Raw genomic sequence first — 18,222 nt, forward strand, 5'->3', positions numbered from 1 at the left:
AACGGGTCCGATAGCTCAATCCGACCGCACCGCCCGTTCGCCCCGCCATCCCTGCAGCAGCGGCTTGACCACCCGCAGATCAACCAGCGTCACCCCGGTCGCCACCAGCACCGCGATGCACAGGCCCCATTTCGTCGCCGTGCCCATCGCCCCTTCGATCTGCACCGCATGGATCACGGTCGCCACCACGACCACCAGCGCCAGCGCGTTATGGATCAGCCGCCAGACCGAATACCGCAGCCCCATCCGCCGCCGCAGGAACACAAGTATAGCTGTCAGCACCACGCCCCACATCGCCGTCACGCCATAGACGGAAAACGGTGTCGGCGCGACCAGCAGCAGCGCGTCCAGTGTGTCGGGCGGACTCGTCAGGTACAGGCCGACAATGTGCAGCACCACGCAGACCACGATCGCCACGCCCAGCCAGCGGTGCCACCTGCGCCCTGCCTGGCCCCGCAGCCCCGGCATATAGCCTGCAGCCAGCAGCGGTTGGATCAGCATCAGGGACAGACAGACGATGCCGGCGAAGCCGCCAATGATGTAAACGGCGTTCCGGTAGGACAGATAGGGGCTGAATGCCGCGACAACGACCGGGACCGCCATCACCGCAATGACACCGGCCCAGATCAATATCGGGACCGACCCTCGCTTCGTCTCGGTCTCACCGGACTCGGCCAAGACCTCAGGCAGGCGCCAGCACGAAATTCGCCGCAACGGACGTGTCGGCGGCGCTCGGCATCACCGGTCGCAGGAACACGGTTTTGTAGGCGGCGTCGTCATAGGCCAGATGCGCATGCGGCTGGCCGAAATTCGGCACAATCTGCTCCATCTCCAGCCGGAACGACCCGTCGGCGAGGGTCAGCACGCTGCCATGATTGCGCGGCTCCCGCTCGCCACCCAGCAGCGTCGCCGCCCAGATCTGGATGCGCACGCCCTGCAGCGGCGCGCCGTCCCCGGCGCGCATCACCTTGCCGGACACGAAGAACCCTTTACCCAGCTTCTCCACCAGCGGCGCGTTCGGGCGATAGTTGTTGCTGCCGCCCCGCATCGTCTGAGTCGGTGCCAGACCCTGTGCATAGGCGGGCAATGCGCCCAGCGGCCCCTGCGCCAGCGCGGCACCGACCAGCCCGGCGGAAACGAGGAAGGAACGGCGGTTGTAGAAGGGCGAGGACATGGCGGGTACTCCGTTTCCGTTTCTGGCCGCGCCACCGGGCGCGGAGGGAAGGCATGGGTATTCGGAATGCGGTCGTCGCGGATCAGTATATGCCGTTCCCGGCATCGAGAAAGCGGGACGGACGGCACAATCCTGTGAGCAGGCCGCGATCCGCCGCCCCGGCGCGCGCCTCCCTGGCAAGATCAATCCGTCAGCGCATCATCATTTCCGGGGCAAGCTGTCGGCCAGATGCACCCAGCGCAACATTTCGCCGGCATGGAAATGCGCCGCCGGCTCCACCGCTTCCGGATCCTCGAGCAGGGCGGCATAGAAATGCACCTCGTTCGGATAGCGTTCCGACCGGTAATACATCGGAGACCCGCAGGTCCCGCAGAACCCGCGGGTGTTCCCGGCGCTGCTCGCATAGGCCACCGGCTCCGTTCCGGTAAAGCTCCAGCGCCCGTTCTCCTGACCGATCCACGTCGTGAAGGGCGACGCCGTCGCCCGTCGGCAGCTCTCGCAGTGACAGTGCCCGACCCAGTTATGCGGCCCGGTCAGCTCGAACGTGCAGGCGCCGCAAAGGCAGTGACCCTGCACGACCTCCTGTCCGTCCTCGGTCATCTTTCCCTCCGATCAGTCGCGCCCCAACCGTTCCAGAAGCTTGCAATAGGCCACCTGCCCCCGGCGAAAAGTATCCAGCCGGAAGAATTCGTCCGGCGCATGCAGGTTCTCGTCGCCGTGGGAGAAGCCGAACATCACCGCATGCACGCCCAGATGCTCCAGCAGCGTCGTCATCACCGGGATCGAGCCGCCCACCCGCGTGCGGTAGGGCTTCACGCCATAGACCTCTTCCAGCACCTGCTCCGCCACGGTCGATGCATTATGCCCGCCCGGCACCAGGAACGGATCGGCACGGCCCGGATTTCGCTCGGTCTTCACGGTCACGCCCGGCGGACAATGCGTCTCTACATGGGCCGAAATCAGATCGAAGATCCGCTCCGGCGACTGGTCGGCGACCAGCCGGCAGGTGATCTTCGCCCGCGCCTCGGCGGGCAGCACCGTCTTGGTCCCCGCCCCCTGCCAGCCGCTGGTCAGCCCGTTCACCTCCAGCGTCGGCCGCGCCCACAGACGCTCGCGCACCGAATAGCCGGGCTCGCCCACCGCCGCCGGCGCCCCCGTTTCCGCCAGATACTCCGCCTCGTCGAACGGCACCCGCGCGATCGCCTCCCGCGCTTCCGGCGTCAGGTCGATCACGTCGTCATAGAACCCGTCGATGGTGATCAGCCCGTCCGGCGACTTCATCGTCGCCAGGATCTGCGCCAGCGCCATCGCCGGGTTGGCGATCCCGCCGCCATGCATCCCCGAATGCTGGTCCGACCGCGCCCCGTTCACCACGATCTCCAGCGACACCAGCCCTTTCAGCGCCTCGATGATCTGCGGCTGCGCGGGCGCCCATTGCAGCCCGTCCGCGGAAAAGATCATGTCCGCCTTCAGCCGGTCCACGTTCGCCTCGACGAAGGGCGGCAGGTCCGGCGACCCGATCTCCTCCTGCCCCTCGAAGAAGAACCGCACGTTCACCGGCAGCCTGCCGTCGCTCTTCATCATCGCCTCCACCGCGACGATGGGCACCAGCATCCCGCCCTTGTCGTCCGACGCGCCGCGGCCCCAGACCTTGCCGTCGCGGATCTCCGGCTCGAAGGGCGGCGAGGACCACAGCTCGAACGGCTCCGCCGGCTGCACGTCGAAATGCCCGTAGATCAGGATCGTCGGCTTGTCCGGCCCCGCGCCCATCCACTCGGCGCAGACCACAGGGTGCCCGTCGGTCGGCAACAGCACCGCGCCCTCGATCCCGGCCGCGCCCAGCCTTTCGACCACCCAGTCCCCGGCCGCCTTCACGTCCGGAATGTTCTCCGGCTTCGCCGACACCGACGGGATCCGCACGAAATCAAGCAGTTCCCCGACAAACCGTTCCTGCTCCCGGTCAAGATATTCCTGCCAGCCCATGCGCGTCCCTTTCCTTGGATGAGTCTCGACCGGAAAGCTACACACCCCCCAATCCGCCGCAAGCCCGAACCAATTTGCGCGGCTCCCCTGCTTCTTCTGGTCTGAAATATCCCCGCCGGAGGCACGCGCCGCGGGCGCGTTCGCCCACCTTCCCGTTTGAACGACGCCCCGCCATGCGTCACACTGCCCGAAAACCGAACGGAGCCCGCATGGCCGACCGCGACAGACCGCTCTACGCCGTCCTGATCGACGCCGACAACATCCCGGCGAAGTACGCCGGCGCGATCCTGAAGGAAATCACCTCCTTCGGCGAACCCGCCCTGCGCCGGGTCTATGGCGACTGGTCCTCGGGGCGCCTTTCGGCCTGGGCCAAGGAGGTGCGCAACCTCGGCATGGTCGCGCATCAGGAAAGCGCCAACACGATCGGCAAGAACGCCTCCGACATCGGTCTTGTCATCGACGCGATGGACATCCTGCATACCAGCCGCTTCGACGGTTTCGTGCTGGTCTCTTCCGACAGCGACTTCACCGCGCTTGCCAACCGCATCCGCGAACAGGGGCTCGACGTGATCGGCATCGGCGAGGGCAAGGCGCCGGAATCGCTGCGCAACGTCTGCAACCGGTTCATCCTGATCGAGAACATCGTCGAGGAACCCGAGCCTCGCAGGGACTCGACCGCGACGCCGCCGGGCAAGCGGCCCCCGGCCGACGCGGTGCCGCTGATCCTGAAGGCGATGGAGAAGATCGAGCAGGACGACGAGTGGTACGCGCTCGGCCAGATCGGCCAGTACATCACCGCCGACAATCCCGACTTCGACACGCGAACCTACGGCAGGCGCAAGCTGTCCGATCTCGTGCAGGGTCTGAAACGGTTCGAGACGCGCAAGCTCGGCAACCAGATGCAGCTGCGCCGCATCGACTGATGTCGGTTCAGCTGTTCCGGCCCGCCCCGTAGCGCGCCATGAAAACAGAGACTGCGCCGCGCACCACTCGCTGGACTTCACTGTCGGGGAACTCGTTCACGATCCCCATGATCCACTTGGTGTGAAGCGACGCCTTGCACAGTTCGATGAACTGGTCCGCGGCCAGTTCGATATCCTCGATCACCAGCTCGCCTTCGTCGATCCGCTCGGTCAGGTAGCAGGTCAGCGCATCGCGGGCGATGCTCGGGCCGGAACAGTAGAAATCCCGGCCAAGCTCGGGAAACCGTCCCGCCTCGGCCACGGCGATTCGAAACGTCTGCCGGCCGAAATCCGACAGAAAGAACCGCGTCATCGAACTGGCGGCGTCGAACAATACGTCAGAGGCAGGCCCGGCCATCTTGATCCGCGCGACCGCTTCCTCGGCCTGACGCTGGAATTCGCGCTTCGCGACCTCCATGAAAAGCCGGCGTTTGTCCGGGAAATAGCTGTAAAGGGTGGCTTTAGAGACCTGTGCGGCGCGGGCAATGTCATCGACGCTGGCGCCCTCGTAACCGTCCTTCAGGAACACATCTCGCGCGCCCTCGACCACCTGGTCGAATTTCCGGCCCTGCTTGATGGCAGTCACATCTGCGTCCATGGAGTCCCCTTGTGCCTCTAGTATAACATAAACCGCACAGTTTAGTTCCGGCAAGAAAAGCCGGATTCCGTTCGGCTGGACTTGCAGTTGCCCGGCGCGCAGCTATTTTAGAATCATTCTAATGTGTGCAGGTTCCAGTATGATCCACCCAAATTTCGGCCGCCGCCGCTTCTCCGATCTGAGCGAGCAGGAGATCCTCGCTCTGGCGATCTCCTCGGAAGAGGACGATGCCCGCATCTATCGGCAATACGCCGAGATGCTCCGTGCCGACTATCCCGCCAGCGCCGAGGTGTTCGACGGCATGGCCGCCGAGGAAGACACCCACCGTCGGCGGCTCATCGACCTGCACCGCAAGCGGTTCGGAGATATGATTCCTCTGATCCGCCGCGAACACGTCGCGGGCTATTACGCGCGGCGCCCGGTCTGGCTGATGGAAAACCTCGGGATCGAACGGATCCGCGAGGAAGCCGGGAACATGGAAAGTGATGCCGAACGCTTCTACCTTACCGCCGCATCGCGGGCGAAGGATGCCGAGACGCGCAAGCTGCTGGGCGACCTCGCCGCGGCCGAAGCCACGCACGAGGAACGCGCCGACGCCCTGATTCAGCAGCACCTAGACTCCGATGCGCAGGAAGAGGAAAGCCGCACGTCCCACCGCCAGTTCGTGCTGACATGGGTGCAGCCGGGACTGGCCGGTCTGATGGACGGTTCAGTCTCTACGCTTGCACCGGTCTTCGCGACGGCATTCGCCACGCAGGATCCCTGGACGACATTTCTTGTCGGTCTCGCCGCCTCTGTCGGCGCCGGCATCTCGATGGGCTTCACCGAAGCCGCCTCCGACGACGGCGAACTGTCCGGACGTGGTTCGCCGCTGAAACGTGGCATTGCCTCTGGTGTGATGACCACGCTCGGCGGTCTGGGGCACGCGCTGCCCTACCTCATTCCGCATTTCTGGACGGCAACGGCGATCGCCATCTGTGTGGTGGTCATCGAACTCTGGGCCATCGCCTGGATCCAGAACCGGTACATGCAGACGCCGTTTCTTCGCGCGACCTTCCAGGTGGTGCTGGGCGGCGCGCTGGTCTTCGCCGCAGGTGTGCTGATCGGCAGTCAGTAGCCTCGCCACATTCTGTCCGCGCGCCGGGCGCATTGCGCCCACATTCGCCAAATACGGGAATGTTTAACGCGCGAACAAAATCGCAGGGCGAACATGAACTGGACCAGCAAGATCAAGGCGTTTCTCGATGATGAGTCCGGCGCAGTCACCGTCGACTGGGTGGTCCTGACCGCCGCCCTCATCGGGCTGGCCCTCGCGATCATGGCCACCATCGGCGGGTCCGCGCAGGACGTGGCCGACGAGATCGCCACCACGATGACGGAACGCGGCATCCCCGAATACTAGGGCCGAATGGCCGCACGCGGTTGGCCATTCCACCCCTGTATGCCTGATGCGCCATTCCGCCCGCCGCGGTGGAATGCTATGGCCGCTATATGGTCGAGATCTTCCTAAAGACATTGCCTTTTTTCCTGCTGATCGGCGTGGGTTACGCCGCGGCGGCAACCAGGTTCTTCTCCGAGGCGGCCGCCAGCGCGCTGACCCGCTTCGTCTTCTATTTCGCCCTGTCGGCAATGCTGTTCCGGTTCTCCGCCAACCTGAAGTTCGGCGAGGTCTTCGATCCGAAGTTCATGGGCGTCTATCTGGTGGCAACAACCGCGATCTACCTCGTGGTCACGGCGGTCGCGATCTGGCGCGCGCTGCCTCTGGCGGAAGCCGCTATCGAGGCGCAATGCGCGGTGATCGGCAATATCGGCTTTCTCGGCATCCCGATGCTCGCCGTTCTGATGGGCGACGCCGCGGTCGGCTACATCATGATGATGCTCGCGGTCGACCTGCTGGTCTTCGGCTCCCTCGTGGTGATCCTGATCACCGGCTCCGGCGCCGGTCTGTCGCCGCGCGTGTTCAAAACCGTGGGCATGGGATTGGTCTCTAACCCGATGCTTGTCTCCATCGTCCTCGGCTTTTCCGTCTCCGCCCTCGAACTCACCGTCCCGGTACCGATCAACGAATTCCTCACCCTCCTCGGCAACGCCGCCACCCCCGGCGCCCTCTTCGCCATCGGCGCCTCCCTCGCCTCCAAATCCGCCGAACGTCTCTCCATCGCCACCTGGCTCTCCTTCGGCAAGCTCGTCCTCCACCCCGCCGCCATCGCCCTCGCCGCCCTCGTCATCTGGCCCCTCGAACCCTACGCCGCCGCCGTCATGATCGCCTCCGCCTCGCTGCCCACCGCCGGCAACATCTACATGATCGCGCATCACTACGGCGTCGCCTCGCACCGCGTCTCCGCCACCATCCTGATCTCCACCGCCGCCTCCATCGTCACCGTTTCCCTCGTCCTCGCCTGGCTTGCCGAGCGCACCGCGTTCCAGTAGCCAAGACCCCGACCAGCCAGCGGAGGCCGCCATGGAAACCAAATCCGAAAACGCCTGCTTCGGCGGGGTGCAGGGTGTCTACAGCCACGCCGCCGCCACCACGCAGTGCGACATGACCTTCGGCCTCTACCTGCCGCCGCAGGCGTCCGAGGGCGACGTCCCCCTGCTCTGGTACCTCTCCGGCCTCACCTGCACGCACGAGAACGCCATGACCAAGGCCGGCGCGCAGGCCTGGGCGGCAGAGGCGGGCATCGCCCTGATCTTCCCCGACACCTCGCCCCGCGGCGCCGACATCGCCGACGACGACGCCTTCGACCTCGGCCAGGGCGCCGGCTTCTACGTCAACGCCAACCAGTCGCCCTGGGACCCGCATTACCGCATGTGGGACTACATCACCGACGAACTGCCAAAGCTGATCTTCGGCGAATTCCCCCTCGACCCCGACCGCCAGGCGATCACCGGCCATTCCATGGGCGGCCACGGCGCCCTGACAATGGCGATGCGCCTGCTGGGCCGCTACCGCTCCGTCTCCGCCTTCTCGCCGATCTGCAATCCGACCAGATCCGACTGGGGCAGAAAGCAGTTCACCGCATATCTCGGCGCCGATCACGGCCAGTGGGCCGCCCATGACGCCAGCCTGCTGATGGCCGAGAAGGGCTTCGACGGCCCGATGTTGATCGACACCGGCACCGACGACCAGTTCCTCGACCTGCTCCGCCCCGAAACGCTGGCCAGCGCCATCGCCACCCGGCGCCAGCAGGCCACGTTCCGGATGCAGCCCGGCTACGACCACAGCTATTTCTTCATCTCCACCTTCATGGCCGATCACGTCGCCTTCCACGCCGAGGCGCTGTTCGCGTGATCTATGTCGACGCCGACGCATGCCCGGTCCGCGCCGAGGTCGAACGCGTCGCGACGCGCCAGCAGACGAAAGCCGCCTTCGTCACCAATGGCGGCATCCGGCCATCGCAGAATCCCTTGCTAGAGACCGTGTTTGTCCCCGAGGGCCCCGACATCGCCGACATGTGGATCGCCGACCGTGCCACCGCCGGCGATGTTGTGATCACAAACGACATACCGCTTGCCGCGAAATGTGTCGAGGCCGGCGCCGAGGTCCTGAAACCCAATGGCGAACGGCTGACACAGGCCAATATCGGCAACGTGCTTGCCACCCGCGACCTGATGGCCGATCTGCGCGCGGCGGACCCGTTCCGCCAGGGCGGCAACAAGGCATTCACACGGAACGACCGCGCCCGCTTCCTGCAGGCGCTGGAAGACGCCCTGCGCCGCGCAAAGACCCGCGGCTGAGGCCACTGGACCCGGGCACGGCAACCTGCCAAAGAGGCCGGGTTGCCCGGAGCCGCCCGATGTCACCCGCCAAACTGCCCGCCCCCGTTCTCGGCATGATCTGCGCCGCTGCGGCGATACTCTGTTTTTCCTTCAACGACATGGCGATCAAGTTCCTGTCGGGCGGCTATGCCCTGCACCAGGTCGTGCTGATCCGCTCCTCCATCGCGCTGGTCTTCTTCTTCGCGGTGATCCTGCCGCTCGCGGGCGGGCTGCAGATCCTGCGCACCCGGCACCCGGTGATGCACGCCATCCGCGGGGTCTGCGTGGTGGCCACCAACATGTTCTTCTTCCTCGGCGTTGCCGCGCTGCCGCTGGCGGATGCCGTCGCGATCACCTTTATCAGCCCGCTCCTGATCACCGTCTTCTCGGTGATCTTCCTCGGCGAACATGTCGGCCCGCGCCGCTGGGCCGCGATTGCCATCGGCCTGATCGGCGTGCTGATCGTGCTCCGCCCCGGCACCTCCGCCTTCCAGCCCGCCGCGCTGCTGCCGCTGATAAGCGCCTTCGCCTATACCACCATGCACATGTTCACCCGCCGGCTCGGCGCCAGCGACAGCGCGGTGTCGATGACCTTCTACCTGCAGCTCACCTTCGTCCTCGTTTCGGGCAGCATCGGCCTTGCCGTCGGCGACGGCCGCTTTGCCGGCAGCGACAGCGCCTCGCTGGAATTCTTCTTCCGCGCGTGGATCTGGCCGGAGCCGCTCGACTGGCTCCTGCTCGCCGTCATCGGCCTCCTCAGCCTCAGCGGCGGCTTCTTCATCAGCCAGGCCTATCGCCTGTCAGAGGCGGCGCTGGTCGCGCCCTTCGAATACATCGCCATGCCGCTTGCCGTCTTCTGGGGCGCGCTGGTCTTCGGCGAATGGCCGGATCTCGCCGCATGGGTCGGAATCCTGCTGATCATCGGTTCCGGCCTGTTCATGATCTGGCGAGAGGCGCGGACAGGCCGCGCCCCCGGCCCGCAGCGCCCGCGCATGCGCCGCTGATCTTTCCAACCCGTACGCCCCGCGCTACCAAGTCGCGGCACAGACAAGGAGACGCGACAATGGCAGCCATCGAAGCGGTGGTCTTCGACATCGGCAACGTGCTGATGAACTGGGATCCCGAGGGCTATTACGACCGGACCTTCGGCCGCGACCGGCGCGAGGAACTGTTCGCCGCCGTCGATCTCGACGGCATGAACATCCGCTCGGATCTGGGCGAGGACATTGCAGACCTGACCGCCGAAACCGCTGCCCTGCATCCCGGCTTCGCCGAGGAGATCCTCGCATGGAGCAATGACTGGATGGAAATGGCAAAGCCGGACGTTCCCGGAACCGCCACCCTGCTCCGCGCACTGAAGGAGCGGGGCATGCCGGTCTTCGCGCTGTCCAATTTCGGCATCCGCACGCTGGAAATGGCCGAAACCGCTTATCCGGTGCTGACCGAATTCGACCGGCGATACATTTCCGGCCACCTCGGCATGGTGAAACCGGATGCGGCATTTTACGCCCATTTAGAGACCGATTCCGGTGTGTCCCCCGAGACCATCCTGTTCACCGACGACCGCCCCGATAACATCGAGGCGGCCGCGGCGCGCGGCTGGCAGGTGCATCTGTTCGAAGGGCCGGAAGGCTTCGCGAAACGCCTCGTGGCCGAGGGCCTGCTGACCGAAGAGGAAGCGGGTTGACGGTTCCGGTCATCCCCTTCGCCGAGGGCGAGGCACGGCTCGACTGGATCGCGCTCACCCGCGCGCTGGAGGCCGGGCACAGATTGCCCAGGGCGGAACTGGGCGATACCTTCCTCTACCGCGATCCCGACACGCTGCTCAGCCGCTCCGCCTGGATCGAGGGGCTCGGGCTGGCGGTGAAGTCCGCCACGATCTTTCCCGGCAACAGGGCCGCCGGGAAACCCACCGTCAACGGGGGTGTCACGGTCTATTCCGACGGCGATGGTATGCTCGAGGCGATCATCGACTTTCACCTCGTCACGAAATGGAAGACCGCCGGCGACAGCCTGCTGGGTGCGTTGAAACTCGCCCGCCCCGACAGCCGCCGCATTCTGATCGTCGGCGCCGGCACCGTGGCGCAGTCCCTGCGCGAGGCTTACGGCGCCGGGTTCCCCGATGCCGAATTCACCGTCTGGAACCGCAGCCCGGCGGGGGCAGAAGCACTGGCCGCCGCCTGGCCAGGCGTCTCGGTGGCGACAGACCTGCAGGCGGCGGTGACGAAGGCCGACATCATCACCTGCGCCACGATGTCGACCGAACCGGTGGTCTTGGGTGACTGGCTGCGCCCGGGCCAGCATCTCGACCTGATCGGCGCCTACCGCGCCGATATGCGCGAGACCGACGATACTGCCCTGCGCCGCGCCTGCATCTTCATGGACAGCCGCGACACCGTTCTCGGCCATATCGGAGAGCTGAAGATTCCGCTGGAAGCCGGCGTCATCGCCGAGGCGGACATGGTCGCCGACTTCTACGATCTTCCCGGCGGCGCCTTTGCCCGGCAGTCGGAAGACGAGATCACCCTCTTCAAGAACGGCGGCGGCGCGCATCTCGATCTGATGACCAGCCGCTACATCCTCGACGCCTGGAACGGCTGACGCGCCGGGCGCACTCCGCCTGCTTCTTCTGGTCAGAAATATCCCCGCCGGAGGCTCCCGCAGCCGCCACGCGCGGTTCCGCCGGGCGGCCGGGAAGGCGCCTTCAAACGCAGCGTCCCCACACAGACGTTTGCGCTACCATGCCTGAAATCAATGGCTTGACCCCCCGTCCCCATGGGGACGCCCTCACGCCGCCGCCGCCATCCGGCTCTGCAGCGGCACCTCCTTCACCGGCAGGTGAACGATCGCGCTGAACGCCCCCACCGCCACCCCGACCCACCAGACGGCGGTATAATCGCCATAGATGTCGTACATCCGCCCGCCCAGCCAGACCCCCACGAAGGACCCGATCTGGTGGCTCAGAAACACGAAGCCATAAAGCGTCCCCATGTACCTGAGCCCATAGATATGCGCCACCAGCCCGCTCGTCAGAGGCACCGTCGCCAGCCAAAGCGACCCCATCGCCACCGAGAAAAGGATCACCGAGGTGGGGGTGATCGGAAACACGATAAACGCCGCCGCCGCGATGGTCCGAAGCGTATAGATCCCGGCCAGCAGGTATTTCTTGGTGAACCGCTGCCCCAGCCACCCCGCCGTCAGCGTGCCCACGATATTCGCCAGCCCGATGATCGAGATCGACACCGCCCCCAGCGCCGAGGTCGTCGACACCCCAAGCGACGCCAGGGTCCCCGACGGATCAATCGCCCCGCACATCTCCGTCACCAGTGCCGGGAAATGCGCGGTCACGAAGGCGAGCTGATAGCCGCAGGAAAAGAACCCCAGGAAGATCAGCACATAGCTAGGGTCGCGGAACGCCTTGCCCAGCACCTCGCCCAGCGTCTCCTCCAGCTCCGTACGGCTCGCCGGCTTTGCGTTCCCCAGAAGCGGCAGGAACAGCAGCGTCGAAACGATCGCCGCCGCGAACGCCAGGAAGACCGTCTGCCAGGGCAGGAAGGACAGCAGCCATTCCGCCACCGGCGCGCCGATGACCTGTCCGGCCGAACCCGCCGCCGTCACGATCGCCAACGCCATCGACCGGTTCTCGTCACTCGCCGCACGGCCCACGACCGCCAGCAGCACGCCGAAGCCCGTACCCGCGATACCGAAACCAACCAGTACTTCCAGCGTCCAATGCTGGCCCGGCGTCACCGCGAAGGACGACAGGATCAGCCCTGCCGCATACAGGAACACGCCCAGCACCAGCGCCCGCTTGTCGCCAAATCGCTCTGCAAACGCGCCGAATATCGGTTGCCCGATGCCCCAGGCCAGGTTCTGGATCGCGATGGCCATCGAGAAATCCGCCCGGAGCCAGCCGAATTCCTCGGCAATCGGTATCTGGAACACCCCAAAGCTCGCTCTGATCGCAAAGCTCACAAGGATGATCAAACATCCACCGATCAGGATCGGCATCAGGCTCGGGTTCTGAGGTTTCAGCATGAGGGGCGCTCCGTTCAGCCGGCGGAGTTTCCCCCCTGCTTAACTTGTGGTCAAATCGAATTAGTTGATACGCCGCATCAGCTTTCCTTATCCGGGTGACCGCTCTATTGCAGGCATATGTCTGACCGCATTCAGGAAATCTACGAAGCACGCGTCGAGGACGGGTCGCTGACCGCTGATCCGGCCCAGCACGCCGTGCTGCCGGTGCTGGAACAAATCCGGTCATATTTCGAGACTAAACCGGGTAAAAAGGGCATGTTTGGCGGTCTGTTCGCCAAGCCACCGGAGCCGCCGAAGGGGCTGTACCTGTGGGGCGGCGTCGGGCGGGGCAAGTCGATGCTGATGGACCTGTTCTTCGGTGCCGTTCCAACCGACGCCAAGCGCCGTGTCCATTTCCACGCCTTCATGCAGGAAATTCATTCCGGCATGCACGAGGCGCGGAAGAAGGGTGTAGACGACGCCCTGAAACCGGTGGCCGAGAAGGTCGCGGCAGATGTGCGGCTTCTGTGCTTTGACGAGATGCAGATCACCGACATCACCGATGCCATGATCGTCGGAAGGCTGTTCGAAATCCTGTTCGCGGACGGCGTGGTCGTTGTCACCACGTCTAACCGGGTACCAGACGACCTTTACAAGGACGGTCTCAACCGCGCGCTTTTCCTGCCGTTCATCGAATTGATCAAGCAGCGGATGGTCGTGCATCACCTGCAGTCGCCAACCGATTATCGGCAGGATCGGCTGGCCGGATCCAACGTCTACTTTCATCCTGCCAACACAGACGCACGCAAGGCAATCGACGCACTCTGGATCGATCTGACGGGCGGCGACTGGGGGCCGCTTACGTTGATGGTAAAAGGCCGTGAAGTCGTGCTTTCGGGCTATCGCAACGGCGTCGCACGGGCGGAGTTCTGGGAGTTGTGCGGACGGCCCCTTGGGCCCGCCGACTACCTCGCCGTAGCAGAGGCCGTGCGGGTCTTGATCCTGGAGGATATCCCTGTACTGGGCCGGCACAACTTCAACGAGGCCAAGCGCTTTGTTACGCTGATCGATGCGCTCTACGAGGCAAAGGTGAGGCTCATCGCCAGCGCCGCGGACTTGCCGGAACAGTTGTACGTCGAGGGGGAGGGCACCTTCGAATTCGAGCGCACGGCATCTCGCTTGCGCGAGATGCAGGCGGCGGACTGGGGCCGCTGATGCGCGTCTTTGTCGCCATCGACCCTTCCGATGCCGCTCGCGATGCGCTGGAGTCCCTGCAGGATCACATCAAGGTCGGGCGTCTGACCGACCCAGAGACCTATCACATCACGCTGGCCTTCCTTGGTGACCAGAGCGATGCGATTCTAGACGGTTTCCACGAGGCCCTAGAGAGCATCAACCTGTCGCCTTTTACGTTGCAGTTGCGCGGGTTAGGGACGTTCGGAGCCAAGTCTCCCAAGGTCGTTTGGGCTGGATTAGAGCCGAATTCGGACCTCGATCGCCTGCACGGCAAGGTTCGCGGTGCCGCCCGGCAGGCTGGAATCGAATTGCCAAGGGAACGGTTCAGACCGCATGTGACACTGGCGCGGTTTGGGGATCGGATCGACCTGACGGAATTGGAACGGCTGAAGTCCTTTCTGGAACGATTCAACGGCTTCCCGTCTCCGCCCTTCGAAATCCAGTCTTTCAGGCTCTATCAATCTATCCTGCGCAGCGACGGCGCGATCCACGAACCGCTGGCAGAATACGCGCTGGGCTAAGCCCGACGCGCCTTTGCCGCGTAGCAACCACGCATGGCGTTGTGGATGTGGATTTCGTCCACGGTCGGATTCTTGAAGAACGCATCGAGGGTTTCGGCCAGTTTAGAGCCTTCGATCACGTCAGCGATTTGGATCATCGCGTCCTTGTCGAAACCACGCACGGACAGCAAGCGGCGAGACAGGACGTCAGGCACGTCGCCTGGATTTGGCTTGGCGGTCGGCGCGCCTTCACGGACGAAAATCGCGTGACTTGCGCGGTACGGGCTTTCGGCATCCTGCGAGCAGTGGTTCAGCAGCAATACAGTTTCACCGACTCGGCCCTCTTCCAAGCTGACCCGGCAGGGGAAACCCGGTTCGCTGTCCACTGTCATCCGGCGCGCGTTTTGCCCGGCCAGCGCCGCGTCGTCGAGAGTGAAGAGCGGGGCGAAATCATCCGCGTCGAGGGCGAGGATCTGAAACGTCATCGGGGTATCTCCGTTGTTTTCAACGTGATGCCTTGAAATGTCGCGCCCGGCGATCCGTTTCATGCGCAAATGCCGTCTGGGCGTGCCCGGACGCCGGAATGGACACTAACCGTTGTCGTGCAGGACCAGCCCTGCCAAATAGAGTGACCCGCAGATAAGGATACGCGCATCCGGCTGCTGTTCGACGATTGCGGCTACGGCCGCGTCCACGGACTTGGCCTCGGAGGCCCGGATACCGGATGCGCGTGCGGCGGCAGCGGTTTCCTCGGCGCTGAGCGTTGCGGTGACGCCTTCGATGCTGACCGCCTGAAGCGACTGGGCCAGCGGGGCGAGCGGCGTAAGGTAGTCTACCGGCTGCTTGGTGTTCAGCATCCCGCAGATCAGATGCAGCGGCTTCGGCGGAAGATCCCCGAGCAACCGTGCCAGCGCAATGCCGGCAGCCGGGTTGTGCCCGCCGTCGAGCCACAGCTCGGCCGACGGCGCGGCCTGCGCCAGCGGGCCCTTGGTCAGCCGCTGCATTCGCGCCGGCCATTCAGCCCTGGTCAGCGCCGCCTCATAGGCGGATTCGGGCAGGCCAAGCTGGCGCAAAGCTGCCAGGACTATGCCTGCATTGTCGAATTGATGGTGACCCAGCAGGCGCGGTAGCGGGAGGTCAAGGAGGCCGGTTTCGTCCTGGAACACCAGCCTTCCGTGCTCGGGACCGACATGCCAGTGCTGGCCGTGGACCAGAAGCGGCGCGCCGACGCGGGCTGCCTGGCGTTCGATGACTTCCAAGGCTTCATCTTCCTGCCTGCCGACGATGCAGGTCACACCGTTTTTTAGTATCCCGGCCTTTTCAAAGGCGATCTCCGCCAGCGTTTCGCCCAGGTAACTCTGATGATCCATCGAGACGGGCGTGATGACGGTGAGCGCCGGCTTATCGACGACATTGGTGGCATCAAGGCGACCACCAAGCCCGACCTCCAGCAGCGTATAGTCCGCAGACGTGCGGGCAAAGGCCAGCAGTGCCGCGCAGGTAGTGATCTCGAAATAGGTGATGCCCTCGCCGCCGTTGGCGGCTTCGCATTCGTCCAAAACGGCCGTCAGCGCCTCCTCGGAGATCAGCTGGCCAGCCAGCCGGATCCGTTCGTGGAACCGCACCAGATGGGGCGAAGTGTAGGCGTGAGCGGTTTTGCCAGCTCCTTCGAACCCGGCACGCAGCATGGCTTGGGTCGATCCCTTGCCGTTGGTTCCGGCGATATGGATCACGGGCGGAAGGCGATCCTGCGGGTTGCCCAGAGCCTCCAGCAGGCGCCAGACACGATCCAACGTCAGGTCGATGATCTTCGGGTGCAGCGACATCATCCGTTCGAGGATGATGTCCGACGTGTCGGAACTCACTCGGCCTTCGCCTCCTCGGCCGGCTTTTTGTCGGCCGTTTCGGCGGGCTTCGGCGCAGGCTCTTCGGCCGGCACTTCCGGTGCGGGCAGTTCGCCTTTCACAGCGGGGCCGAGCCCCGTCAGCATGCGGACGATCGTGATCAGTTCGTCGCGCATGTCCTTGCGGTGAGTCACCCGATCCAGCATGCCGTGGTCCAAAAGGTATTCGGCACGCTGGAAACCTTCGGGCAGCTTCTCGCGGATCGTCTGTTCGATCACGCGCGGCCCGGCGAAACAGATCAGCGCGTTGGGCTCTGCGATCTGCACATCCCCCAGCATCGCGTAAGAAGCGGTCACGCCGCCTGTCGTCGGATGAGTCAGCACGACGATGTATGGCAGCCCGGCCTCGCGCAGCATCTCGACCGCGACGGTCGTGCGCGGCATCTGCATGAGCGACAGGATACCCTCCTGCATTCGGGCACCGCCCGCAGCAGAGAACAGGATCAGCGGCTGCTTCGCCTCCACGGCGCGCTCGGCGGCAGCGACGATGGCATTGCCGACATACATGCCCATGGAACCGCCCATGAAGCTGAAATCCTGCGCAGCGGCGACCACGGGCGTACGCCCGATCTCTCCCTGCACCACCAGCATCGCTTCTTTCTCGCCGGTGGCGCGCTGCGCCGCGCGCATCCGCTCGGGGTAGCGTTTCTGATCGCGGAACTGCAGTGGATCGGCCACTGGCTCGGGAACGGCCACCTCGGTGAAGACACCGCCATCGAATAGCGCATCAAACCGTTCCCGTGGACGAATCGCCATGTGGTGATCGCAGTTCGTGCAGACGTACAGGTTGTCTGAAACCTCTCGGTGAAACAGCATCGACCCGCATTCCGGGCATTTCGTCCACAGGTTCTCTGGCGTCTCGCGGCGCGAGAACAGCGAGTTGATCTTGGGTCGGACGTAGTTGGAGATCCAGTTCATCGGGGCCCCGGCTGCCTTTCTGGTTGACGCCCAGATAGTCGGCGGAGCGGTGAATTGCAATCAGCGAGCCAATACCCTGCGGATGAAGAACCAGGCCAGCAACAACCCGATACAGTCCACCGCAACCTGCCAGGGAGCCGCTGCGACGTCTATCGACGTCCTGTGCAGTGACAGGCCGGAAAGCATTCCTTCTGGCGCCAGGATCAGTAGAGCGGTGCCATTATTGGCCAAGTGCAGACCCCAAGCCGCGCCGAGGCTGCCTGTTGCCGCCGTCAGGTCCGCCGCAAGCAGGCCGAAAAGCGTTGTCGCAGCAACGATCAGCCATGCGTTGCTGCCAAGGCCGCCATCGTAATGCAGTAGCCCGAACACGCAGGACGGTAAGACACCCCAGATCAGCGGGCTGCGAAACCGGGCCGCGAGTTGCTGTAGGAGGTAGCCGCGAAACACCAGCTCTTCCGCACCCGTTTGCAGGGCAAGGCCGATCATTGAAAGCGGCAGCAGCTTGAGCCAGGACGCGAAGTCTAGACCCGGCTCTGCCTCGAGATGGTGAAACCAGATGACCAATGCGCTTCCCTGCACGACAGTGGTCAAAGCCGCCGCTACTGGCAGATGCCGGCGCAGCTGGCTTGACTGGCCGAACAACGTTCGAGCGCTGCGCCTGTGCAGCAAGCGGACTGCCAGCATGGGTCCAAGCGCCATACCCAGGAAGCTTGCAAGCAGGATAAGGGTGGCCGCCGGAGCCTCCGCTTCTGCCACAACCGCTGTCAGTGCAGCGGCGCTCGGGGCACCTGTCAGCGATGCGGCTGCCAGCAGGATTATGAACACGAAAACCATGTACACCGAAAGGCATAGGACGCAGCCGAGCAACAGGCGCCAGAGCTGCGGGTAAAACCGCGCAGGTGCGACGTAGCAGTCAAAGGGCGTAGTTCCGGGAGGCGTCATTCCCTCTTCCTACGAGCCGGCACACAGCACCGCAAATCGCCCGCCGGCTTCGTTGACCGTCCGCAGATAATCCCGGATCCAGGGGCGGGCCGCGCCAAATCTGCAAACATGTTTCATGCTGGCCGTGAAGGCAGGGTAGTGGTTCGACACTTCGTGGCCCCGGCGCCGCATATATCATCCGCGCCTCCGGTTTGCCTGAGCCTTTGAAAGGCTGTGCAATCTATGCAAGA

General features: G+C 64.6%; 21 protein-coding genes. 11 read left to right on the forward strand and 10 right to left on the reverse strand.

All coding sequences use genetic code 11. The annotated features are described in order from the left end of the window. Window positions 1-15: 15 nt before the first annotated feature. The 4 genes from HCO70_RS14735 to HCO70_RS14750 form a co-directional block, all read right to left on the reverse strand. Window positions 16-678, reverse strand: a complete 663-nt coding sequence (locus tag HCO70_RS14735; protein ID WP_253913318.1) for a ferric reductase-like transmembrane domain-containing protein — start codon at window positions 676-678, stop codon at window positions 16-18. 4 nt (window positions 679-682) lie between these two features. Then, on the reverse strand, window positions 683-1,174 hold the full coding sequence (locus tag HCO70_RS14740) for a twin-arginine translocation pathway signal (RefSeq protein ID WP_172297506.1): 492 nt from the start codon (window positions 1,172-1,174) through the stop codon (window positions 683-685). A gap of 201 nt (window positions 1,175-1,375) precedes the next feature. Then, a complete protein-coding gene (locus HCO70_RS14745) occupies window positions 1,376-1,774 on the reverse strand; it encodes a GFA family protein (protein ID WP_172297508.1) in 399 nt (132 codons plus the stop codon). Between the two features lie 12 nt (window positions 1,775-1,786). Further along, window positions 1,787-3,157: a dipeptidase gene (locus tag HCO70_RS14750; protein WP_172297510.1), complete on the reverse strand. Its 1,371-nt coding sequence runs from the start codon at window positions 3,155-3,157 to the stop codon at window positions 1,787-1,789. A 209-nt stretch (window positions 3,158-3,366) separates the two neighbouring features. Here HCO70_RS14750 and HCO70_RS14755 point away from each other — a divergent pair, with 209 nt between their 5' ends. Next, a complete protein-coding gene (locus HCO70_RS14755; protein ID WP_172297512.1) occupies window positions 3,367-4,080 on the forward strand; it encodes an NYN domain-containing protein in 714 nt (237 codons plus the stop codon). A 7-nt stretch (window positions 4,081-4,087) separates the two neighbouring features. Here the strand turns inward: HCO70_RS14755 and HCO70_RS14760 are convergent, their stop codons facing one another. Next, window positions 4,088-4,717 (reverse strand): TetR/AcrR family transcriptional regulator, encoded by a 630-nt coding sequence (locus HCO70_RS14760; RefSeq protein WP_172297514.1) that lies wholly within the window; start codon window positions 4,715-4,717, stop codon window positions 4,088-4,090. Window positions 4,718-4,856: 139 nt separating this feature from the next. Between HCO70_RS14760 and mbfA the strand changes: the two genes are divergently transcribed. From mbfA to HCO70_RS14800, 8 genes are all read left to right on the forward strand, one after another. Beyond that, window positions 4,857-5,834, forward strand: a complete 978-nt coding sequence (gene mbfA / locus HCO70_RS14765) for an iron exporter MbfA (protein WP_172297516.1) — start codon at window positions 4,857-4,859, stop codon at window positions 5,832-5,834. Between the two features lie 93 nt (window positions 5,835-5,927). Next, window positions 5,928-6,119 (forward strand): hypothetical protein, encoded by a 192-nt coding sequence (locus HCO70_RS14770; RefSeq protein ID WP_172297518.1) that lies wholly within the window; start codon window positions 5,928-5,930, stop codon window positions 6,117-6,119. Between the two features lie 89 nt (window positions 6,120-6,208). After that, window positions 6,209-7,147 (forward strand): AEC family transporter, encoded by a 939-nt coding sequence (locus HCO70_RS14775; RefSeq protein WP_172297520.1) that lies wholly within the window; start codon window positions 6,209-6,211, stop codon window positions 7,145-7,147. Between the two features lie 31 nt (window positions 7,148-7,178). After that, window positions 7,179-8,009: an S-formylglutathione hydrolase gene (gene fghA, locus HCO70_RS14780; protein WP_172297522.1), complete on the forward strand. Its 831-nt coding sequence runs from the start codon at window positions 7,179-7,181 to the stop codon at window positions 8,007-8,009. After that, window positions 8,006-8,455, forward strand: a complete 450-nt coding sequence (locus HCO70_RS14785) for a YaiI/YqxD family protein (RefSeq protein ID WP_172297524.1) — start codon at window positions 8,006-8,008, stop codon at window positions 8,453-8,455. The genes fghA and HCO70_RS14785 overlap by 4 nt, the downstream gene beginning before the upstream one ends. Before the next feature lie 59 nt (window positions 8,456-8,514). Beyond that, window positions 8,515-9,480 carry a DMT family transporter gene (locus HCO70_RS14790; RefSeq protein ID WP_172297526.1) on the forward strand — a complete coding sequence of 322 codons (966 nt, stop codon included), beginning with the start codon at window positions 8,515-8,517 and terminating at the stop codon, window positions 9,478-9,480. A gap of 59 nt (window positions 9,481-9,539) precedes the next feature. Next, entirely contained in the window at window positions 9,540-10,163 is a 624-nt protein-coding gene (locus HCO70_RS14795; RefSeq protein ID WP_172297528.1) for an HAD family phosphatase, read from the forward strand. Continuing rightward, window positions 10,160-11,077: an ornithine cyclodeaminase family protein gene (locus HCO70_RS14800; RefSeq protein WP_172297530.1), complete on the forward strand. Its 918-nt coding sequence runs from the start codon at window positions 10,160-10,162 to the stop codon at window positions 11,075-11,077. The genes HCO70_RS14795 and HCO70_RS14800 overlap by 4 nt, the downstream gene beginning before the upstream one ends. Before the next feature lie 186 nt (window positions 11,078-11,263). Here HCO70_RS14800 and HCO70_RS14805 read toward each other — a convergent pair whose 3' ends face one another. Next, on the reverse strand, window positions 11,264-12,514 hold the full coding sequence (locus HCO70_RS14805) for an MFS transporter (RefSeq protein ID WP_172297532.1): 1,251 nt from the start codon (window positions 12,512-12,514) through the stop codon (window positions 11,264-11,266). A gap of 117 nt (window positions 12,515-12,631) precedes the next feature. Here HCO70_RS14805 and zapE point away from each other — a divergent pair, with 117 nt between their 5' ends. Together zapE and thpR are read left to right on the forward strand one after the other, a co-directional pair. Then, the gene (zapE, locus tag HCO70_RS14810) at window positions 12,632-13,708 is read left to right on the forward strand and encodes a cell division protein ZapE (RefSeq protein ID WP_172297534.1); all 1,077 of its coding nucleotides are present in this window, start codon (window positions 12,632-12,634) and stop codon (window positions 13,706-13,708) included. Further along, window positions 13,708-14,250, forward strand: coding sequence for an RNA 2',3'-cyclic phosphodiesterase (gene thpR, locus HCO70_RS14815; RefSeq protein ID WP_172297536.1), 543 nt, complete (start codon window positions 13,708-13,710; stop codon window positions 14,248-14,250). The genes zapE and thpR overlap by 1 nt, the downstream gene beginning before the upstream one ends. Here the strand turns inward: thpR and HCO70_RS14820 are convergent. The 4 genes from HCO70_RS14820 to HCO70_RS14835 are packed head-to-tail and all read right to left on the reverse strand — an operon-like array spanning window position 14,247 to window position 17,884. Continuing rightward, window positions 14,247-14,777 (reverse strand): DUF1203 domain-containing protein, encoded by a 531-nt coding sequence (locus tag HCO70_RS14820; protein ID WP_253913319.1) that lies wholly within the window; start codon window positions 14,775-14,777, stop codon window positions 14,247-14,249. The genes thpR and HCO70_RS14820 overlap by 4 nt on opposite strands. Before the next feature lie 42 nt (window positions 14,778-14,819). Further along, complete coding sequence (locus HCO70_RS14825; protein ID WP_172297540.1) at window positions 14,820-16,094, reverse strand: glutamate ligase domain-containing protein; 1,275 nt, start codon at window positions 16,092-16,094, stop codon at window positions 14,820-14,822. After that, a complete protein-coding gene (accD, locus tag HCO70_RS14830) occupies window positions 16,091-17,050 on the reverse strand; it encodes an acetyl-CoA carboxylase, carboxyltransferase subunit beta (RefSeq protein WP_172297542.1) in 960 nt (319 codons plus the stop codon). The genes HCO70_RS14825 and accD overlap by 4 nt, the downstream gene beginning before the upstream one ends. A 60-nt stretch (window positions 17,051-17,110) precedes the next feature. Next, a complete protein-coding gene (locus HCO70_RS14835; protein ID WP_216665460.1) occupies window positions 17,111-17,884 on the reverse strand; it encodes a CPBP family intramembrane glutamic endopeptidase in 774 nt (257 codons plus the stop codon). Window positions 17,885-18,222: the final 338 nt, after the last annotated feature.

The sequence above is a fragment of the Pseudoruegeria sp. HB172150 genome, assembly GCF_013184805.1.
Lineage (GTDB): Bacteria > Pseudomonadota > Alphaproteobacteria > Rhodobacterales > Rhodobacteraceae > Psychromarinibacter.